Annotated in this window: 9 protein-coding genes; 6 read left to right on the top strand and 3 right to left on the bottom strand. The window is 30.0% G+C overall.

Annotated features, from left to right (window positions below; all coding sequences use genetic code 11):
- Nucleotides 1-238: 238 nt before the first annotated feature.
- Together GOQ24_RS00280 and GOQ24_RS00285 are read right to left on the bottom strand one after the other, a co-directional pair.
- Nucleotides 239-1,012: an alpha/beta hydrolase family protein gene (locus tag GOQ24_RS00280; RefSeq protein WP_160338872.1), complete on the bottom strand. Its 774-nt coding sequence runs from the start codon at nucleotides 1,010-1,012 to the stop codon at nucleotides 239-241.
- Nucleotides 1,013-1,449: 437 nt separating this feature from the next.
- A complete protein-coding gene (locus GOQ24_RS00285) occupies nucleotides 1,450-2,049 on the bottom strand; it encodes a hypothetical protein (protein ID WP_160338873.1) in 600 nt (199 codons plus the stop codon).
- Between the two features lie 17 nt (nucleotides 2,050-2,066).
- On the opposite strand from GOQ24_RS00285, the gene GOQ24_RS00290 reads away from it, so the two are divergent.
- From GOQ24_RS00290 to GOQ24_RS00305, 6 genes are all read left to right on the top strand, one after another.
- Nucleotides 2,067-2,312 (top strand): hypothetical protein, encoded by a 246-nt coding sequence (locus tag GOQ24_RS00290; RefSeq protein ID WP_160338874.1) that lies wholly within the window; start codon nucleotides 2,067-2,069, stop codon nucleotides 2,310-2,312.
- A 45-nt stretch (nucleotides 2,313-2,357) separates the two neighbouring features.
- On the top strand, nucleotides 2,358-2,483 hold the full coding sequence (locus tag GOQ24_RS16760) for a hypothetical protein (protein ID WP_262885653.1): 126 nt from the start codon (nucleotides 2,358-2,360) through the stop codon (nucleotides 2,481-2,483).
- Nucleotides 2,484-2,505: 22 nt separating this feature from the next.
- Nucleotides 2,506-2,658 (top strand): hypothetical protein, encoded by a 153-nt coding sequence (locus GOQ24_RS16595; RefSeq protein WP_243731236.1) that lies wholly within the window; start codon nucleotides 2,506-2,508, stop codon nucleotides 2,656-2,658.
- A complete protein-coding gene (locus GOQ24_RS00295; RefSeq protein ID WP_243731237.1) occupies nucleotides 2,655-3,515 on the top strand; it encodes an IS3 family transposase in 861 nt (286 codons plus the stop codon). Before GOQ24_RS16595 ends, GOQ24_RS00295 begins: the two co-directional genes overlap by 4 nt.
- 194 nt (nucleotides 3,516-3,709) lie before the next feature.
- Nucleotides 3,710-4,084, top strand: a complete 375-nt coding sequence (locus GOQ24_RS00300; protein ID WP_160338875.1) for a hypothetical protein — start codon at nucleotides 3,710-3,712, stop codon at nucleotides 4,082-4,084.
- A gap of 302 nt (nucleotides 4,085-4,386) precedes the next feature.
- Entirely contained in the window at nucleotides 4,387-4,710 is a 324-nt protein-coding gene (locus tag GOQ24_RS00305; RefSeq protein ID WP_160338876.1) for a hypothetical protein, read from the top strand.
- 60 nt (nucleotides 4,711-4,770) lie between these two features.
- Here the strand turns inward: GOQ24_RS00305 and GOQ24_RS00310 are convergent.
- On the bottom strand, nucleotides 4,771-6,652 hold a 1,882-nt coding region (locus GOQ24_RS00310; protein WP_160338877.1), incomplete at its 5' end, for an alpha/beta hydrolase family protein.

Genomic DNA, 6,652 nt, shown 5'->3' on the forward strand with positions numbered 1-6,652 from the left:
TCCCCTTACTTATTTCATTTGTCCAGGAGGTAGATCGTTATTCCCATGTGACTAAATATGTACAGCACAAGAAGCTAAAAGTAAAGTCGTTAAGGCTATAATACCTAATTGTTTAATTCTTTTCATATTTTTTTGTATTATTACTTAGTAAGATAAGAAGCACAGACTTAGCTAAGTAATGAATATTTAGAAAAAAACAAGGAAACTACATTGTTTCCTTGTCCTTTTTAAGCTTTATTTAAAACGTATCTAATTGATTCCATGAGTAATTATCATAATCAATTCCTTTATTGATCCAGTCGATATCTTTATAGTCTTTTAAAAAATAATCAAACCAATCCATGATTCTAAAAGTAAGATCAGTATTCTCTATGAATTGATTCGGCATAATATCATGTTCTACATTTTTGTAAAAAAGTGCTATAGTTGGGATTTGGTATCTTTTAAGTGCAACAAACATTTTACGGGTATTTTCCCAAAGAACATTATCATCTTTTAGTCCTGTCCACATAAGCATTGGTGTTTTTACTTTATGTGCATGCAAAATAGGAGAGTTATCTATATATTTCTGAGGATTTTCAGCATAATTATCTTTAAATTCGAATTGTCCTTTCTCTGCCATATATAAGTCAAACGCATTTCTGTAGGTATTATAGCGGTACATAGTCCCACCAATAATATCATGAGGACCTGCTCCACTTATTATAGCAGCAAACATATCCGTTTGAGTAGCAATATAACTCACTTTATAGCCTCCAAAAGAATGTCCGATTAAACCTATTTTTAGATCATTTATGGCAGATTCTTTTTTAAGTATTGCTTTAACTCCGCTAGTAACTGATTCTAAAGCTGAGATTGCAGGTCCTTGATCTGAGACATAGGATTGAACATAGAATACAAAATAACCATTATCATTTAACAGTGGTATATTGAATCCTGTGGAATTAAGTGTTGTTGGTAAGATAAACTCTTTAATATCTGTTTCATCTTCAGCATAAGTGTAAACAACCATTGGATACTTTTTGTTTTTATCAAAATCTTTGGGATAGTAAAGAGTTCCTTTTAGTTCTCTGTCAAATTTTTCTTTAAAAAATATAATTTGTTTCTTCCTTGTAGTGTAGAGGTGTTCTGGGATTTTACTATCTAAAATAGTTGTCGTTTTTCCTTGATGGTATGCTTTTATAGAAATAGGTAAATTATAGTTTTCTGTAGTAAATACAATTGTTTTTAAGTCCTTACTTACTAGATTTGGAAAAGTATAGAAGCTCTTCGATAAACTATTTCCATTGGCATTAATTAATATTTTGCTTTTATTTTTTTCTAACTGATAAACTAGCGTGTTTTCATTGTTTTGAGTAACAAGTAATGTTGGCTTATCGGTGTCAATAGTTGGATGTATGCTAGAATCGTGTTTTGTTTTATTTAAATACTCTACTCTTGTTTTTGGTTTTAAGTTAATAAGGCTTTGTGTTTTTTACTAGACATGTCCAAGCGTGTAAGGGCGTTATTTACAATATAAAAGACATATTTTGAAACTGTTGACCAAATGGGAAGATTACTAAGGGATTGATCACACAGAAAAGAAAAGGTTTCTTTAGTATTGACATCTAGTATTTCCCATTCTGTTCTATTTTCTTTTTTCGGATATATAATATATCTGCTATTAACATCACTTATGATATAAGCAGTTTGAGAGGTAATAAAAGAATAAATAACTCTTTCGTTTTCTGTATTTACGAGACTGTACTCTATATTCTGTTTTCGTCTTGAAACATCATAATTTTTAAATGGATTATAAGATAAAATATGATTTGGGATATTAATAAAACTATAATCAAAATTCCTTGCTCTATCAAGTTCTTTAAGGCTATCAGTTTGATAGTTATACACAAAGGCTTTGTAGATAAGTTTCTTTTTTTCTTTAAAACTACTAGGATGTATAAATCTAGTATTTCCATTCCAAATATCTAAGTACTCACTTGCAACTACTATTTCATCTGTTTTTATATTGTATTTAATAAATAAATCATCATTAGAATAAAAGTACAATTCAAAACGCTCAAGTGTTGTTTTACTCAGTTGGATTGTATTTGATTTTGCTGTATTTAAATCTATTAGCTGTAGTTTATTCTATTTATCAAGAAAACTATCAAAATCTAATTAATTGTATTATAGTTGAAAACAATAGTAATATATGGAGGGTAATTACAGACAAAGAACACCTGATAGAGGATGAGTTATATGAAAGGTTAGATGTTGAAAACAACTCTAAGAATATTGGAGACAAAGAGATTGTACAGTGGACTTGCTAACTTAGTCTGGACAAAGAGTTAAGCATAAAAACTTATCCTTGACTTATGAAAAGAATTAGAAAGACTTACGATGCAGCTTTTAAGAAGCAAGCCGTTGAACTGGCTAAGGAAAGAACAAACAAATCAGAATTAGCTCGTGCACTTGGAAATTCGAGCCACCTTGTCATATAAATGATGTAAAGAGACTCAAGAGTTGGGAGATGGTAGTTTTCCAGGCAATGGCAAACAAAAGCTTACACCAGAACAAGAAAGAATAAAAGGGTTAGAAAAGAAGTTAGCAGCTGTTGAATTAGAACATGAAATATTAAAAAAAGCAATCGGCATTTTCTCAAAGACCGGCAAATGATTTACCTGTTCATATTTAATCATGAACATGAATTTCCGATTGGGATTATGTGTAAGGTTTTAGAGGTAAGTAGAAGTGGTTATTATCATTGGAAACGCTCTCCTATTAATAAAAGCAAACAAGCCAAAGCAAATCTAAAACGAGTTATTACAGAAGTTTACTTCGAGTTTAAACAGCGTTATGGTAGTCCTCGTCTTACAATAGAACTCAATGCACGAGGTTATAAAGTGTCTAAACCAACAGTAGCTAAGTATATGAGAGAGTTAGGATTACGTAGTAAAGTAGCTCGACGATATAGAATTACCACAGACTCTGAACACAATTATTTAGTGGTTGACAATATTTTAGGTAGAGAATTTACACAAACCAAACCAGGGAAAGCTTGGGTATCCGATATTACTTATATCGCTGTAAAAGAAGGGTTTATTTATCTAACTACAATAATAGATCTATTCGATAGAAAAGTGATTGGATGGAGCTTAAGTAAAGATATGTCAACGGAAAACACCACTTTAGCAGCCTTTAAAATGGCTAAAAAGAACAGATCTTTTGAAGACGGATTAATTTTCCATTCTGACCAAGGAGTACAATATGCTAACTATTTAGAGTACTGTAATGTTGTTAGAAGCATGAGTAGGAAGGCTAATTGTTGGGATAACGCCGTAGCGGAAAGCTTCTTTAAATCCCTAAAAGTGGAGATGATTTATGGAAATTTACAACTAAATACAAAGCAAATGGAGGCTAAAGTCTTTGAATATATAGAACTCTGGTACAATAAAAAACGTAGACACACCTACTTAAATTATCAGACAATCAACGAATTTAATCAAATAATAAATATTAATAAAGCTGCTTAACTAATTGTCCGGATTTCATTAGGATATCCACAGATTATTTTTCATAAGAACAAAGTCCTTCAAGCTATGTTGGTTATTGTATTAATCATAAGACTGATATACAAACTTATTATTTATGGAAGTTTAAGTTTAACATTTATCACCACAAGGATAGTCTAACAAGATTATGGAAGATTGGGAAATATAAAGCAAAGTTGTTATTAAAGCAGTTTAGGAGTTTTTATGAACAGCAAAAGGGGAGTAACTTTTCAACTTCTCGTACTGATTTTTTAAAGTCTTCATTTTCTATGGTTATACCTGAGGATAGTATATTGATAGAGAATAAAATCTTTTTTAATCATACTTATTTTCGTGATTTTAAGTTATATATGGGAACTTCAGTATATGATTACTATACTTGGATTCGTTTACAAGAGTGTTTAAGTATGATTCTAATCAGCAATACAGATATTCAGATTATTATTGATCAACATTGGCATGGTTCAAAGGTTAGTTTTTACAAGAAATTTAGTCTGAATCAACCATTCTCTCCTTTAGATTTTCAAAACCCCAATCTCTTTAAAGAATAGTTTATCACGATTCTTTACTTTTTTCTCTCAATTCTTTACTCTTTGATCCACAAACTTTACTTTTCTATAGTTTATTTTAATGAATTTTGTAAGTAAATATTTGATTACTAATAAGATATTATTCTTATTAATGATTAAATAGCCTTGCTACCATTATATTTTCTAGAGATATTATGCGTTATATCTATTTGGTTTAGAAGCTTAATAAACCAGTTGCTGCTATTTTAACCTACTAATCTTAAAAAACGAAATTTCCCCTCAACTAGTATAATACTTGTTGATTTAACTTAAATTTTACAATTATGAAAAACTCAATAAAAAACCTACTTATGCCATTGGCTGTTGTTGCAATGCTAACAGTAGGTGCATTCACTGTGAATGCTAGTAATAATACAGATAAAGCTGTTAAAGTAGAAACAGTAGTATTAACTCAGAATACTTATCTTGGGGAGCTATACTATTTTGATGGGAGTACCTATCAGGAAGTAGTATTACCTAGTAGAAAAGATTGTGAATTTGATGGAAATGGACCGTTATATATTGAAAAGATTTCTTCTGTAAATCAACAAATTTATGGATGGGATTCATCTGCTGCGGACTATAGACCTCTTCATTTAATTATGTAGAATTGTATTCAAATACTAAACAAGGGGACCAATAGTCCCCTTGTTATTTTTAAGCTATATTTAAAAATTATCTAATAGATTCCAAGTATAGTTATTAGGATCAATTCCTTTATTAATCCAGTCTATTTTTTTGTTGTCTTTTAAGAAATAATCAAACCAATCCATCACTCTAAAAGTAAGGTCATTGTCTTCAAGGGATTGATTAGGCATAATAGCATGATCTATATTCTTGTAAAAAAGCGCTATAGTAGAAATTTGATATCTTTTAAGAGCTGCATACATATTACGTGTGTTTTCCCATGGAACATTTTCATCTTTGAGTCCAGTCCATAGTAGTATTGGTGTTTTTACTTTATGTGCATGTAAGATAGGAGAATTATCTAAGTATTTTTGTGGATTTTGTGCATAGGTTTGTTTAAATTGATACTGCCCCTTTTCAACTATAAACCAGTTTAATTTATTTCTATGTAGATTGTAACGGTACATGTTACCTACGATTATATCATGGGCTCCAGCACCGCTTATAATAGCTGAGAACATATTTGTTTGAGTAGCTATAAAACTCGCTTTATAAGCTCCAAACGAATGTCCTATTAACCCCAGTTTTTGATTGTCTATTGCTTGTTCTTTTTGCAATATAGCGTTAACACCACTTGTTACAGATTCTACAGCTGAAATTCCAACTCCTTGATCTGATACATACGATTGAACATAATAAACAAAATAGCCGTTATCATTTAGAAGCGGAATATTAAAACCAATTGAATTCAATGTTGTTGGAAGTATAAACTCCTTAGTATCAGTATTCTCTTCTCCATAGATATAGACTACCATTGGATATTTCTTGTTTTTATCAAAGTTATTAGGGTAGTATAGGGTCCCTTTTAATTCTTTTTCAAATTTATCTTTGAAGGTTATTGTTTCTTTTTTTCTATCAGCGTATAAATGTTTAGGCATATCACTTTCTAAAAGCGTTGAAATCTTACCCTGATTAAAAACTTTGATAGAGATGGGCAAATTATAGTTTTCTTCGGTATAAACAATTGTACTTAAATTTTTGGTTGTTAGATTACCTAGGTGTGAGTAAATCCTTGATAAATCGTTTCCTTTAGAATCGATAATAATTTGGCTTTTGTTTTTATCTATTTTATAGATCCAGGTATTATTATTGTTCTTTATTGTTACTAATATAGGATTTTGAGTGTCAATGGTAGCTGCTGCTTTATTGTTTAGTCTATTTTTATTAGAGAAGGTGATTCTTGCATCTGTTTTACTATCTAAAATAGCTACCTGTTTCTTATCTGATAAATCAAAACGCATAAGTTTATTCTTGAATGCATAAAAAATGTGTTTTGAGTCGGATGACCATACAGGGGTAACGTTAGTTGACTTATCACAATCAATTGTAGTGTATTCTTTAGTTTTAATGTTTAAAACTTCCCATTTAGTTTCATCTATTGGATATATAACGTAATTGCCGTTGTTTGATGCAATAAAACCAGAAGTATTACGATCTGTTATAGATCTTATTGTAGTCAAGTTGTTTATATCTAACAAATCATATTGAATTTTTGGAGAAGTGGAGGTGAAATCTTGGAACTTAAACGGATTATAGGCCAAAATATGATTGGGTAAATTTATAAACTGGTAGTCATAATCTCTAGTTCTATTAAGCTCATGGAGCGTATTTGTGATGTATTTATAAACAAATGCTTTGTATTCTAATTTATATTTTTGCTTAAAAGTACTTGGATATAAATATCTTGAGTTCCCATTCCATATATCTAAGTATTCACTTTCTTCTATCTTTTCATTGGTTTTTACATTGTATTTTATAAAGAGATCATCATTAGAGTAAAAAAATATTTCAAGTCGTTCTAATGACTCTTTACTTAGTTGTAGGATGTTTGTTTTTCCCGTATTAAGATCTAATATATAGAGT

Origin of the sequence: Myroides sp. LoEW2-1, from assembly GCF_009767705.1 — a bacterium.
In the GTDB taxonomy this organism is placed as follows: domain Bacteria; phylum Bacteroidota; class Bacteroidia; order Flavobacteriales; family Flavobacteriaceae; genus Flavobacterium; species Flavobacterium album_A.

Coding starts and splice junctions, on each gene's coding strand:
- GOQ24_RS00280 (WP_160338872.1), bottom strand. CDS start 1,012: ATGGTTGTTTACACTTATGCTGAAGATGAAACAGATATTAAAGAGTTT.
- GOQ24_RS00305 (WP_160338876.1), top strand. CDS start 4,387: ATGAAAAACTCAATAAAAAACCTACTTATGCCATTGGCTGTTGTTGCA.
- GOQ24_RS16760 (WP_262885653.1), top strand. CDS start 2,358: ATGAAAAGAATTAGAAAGACTTACGATGCAGCTTTTAAGAAGCAAGCC.
- GOQ24_RS00295 (WP_243731237.1), top strand. CDS start 2,655: ATGATTTACCTGTTCATATTTAATCATGAACATGAATTTCCGATTGGG.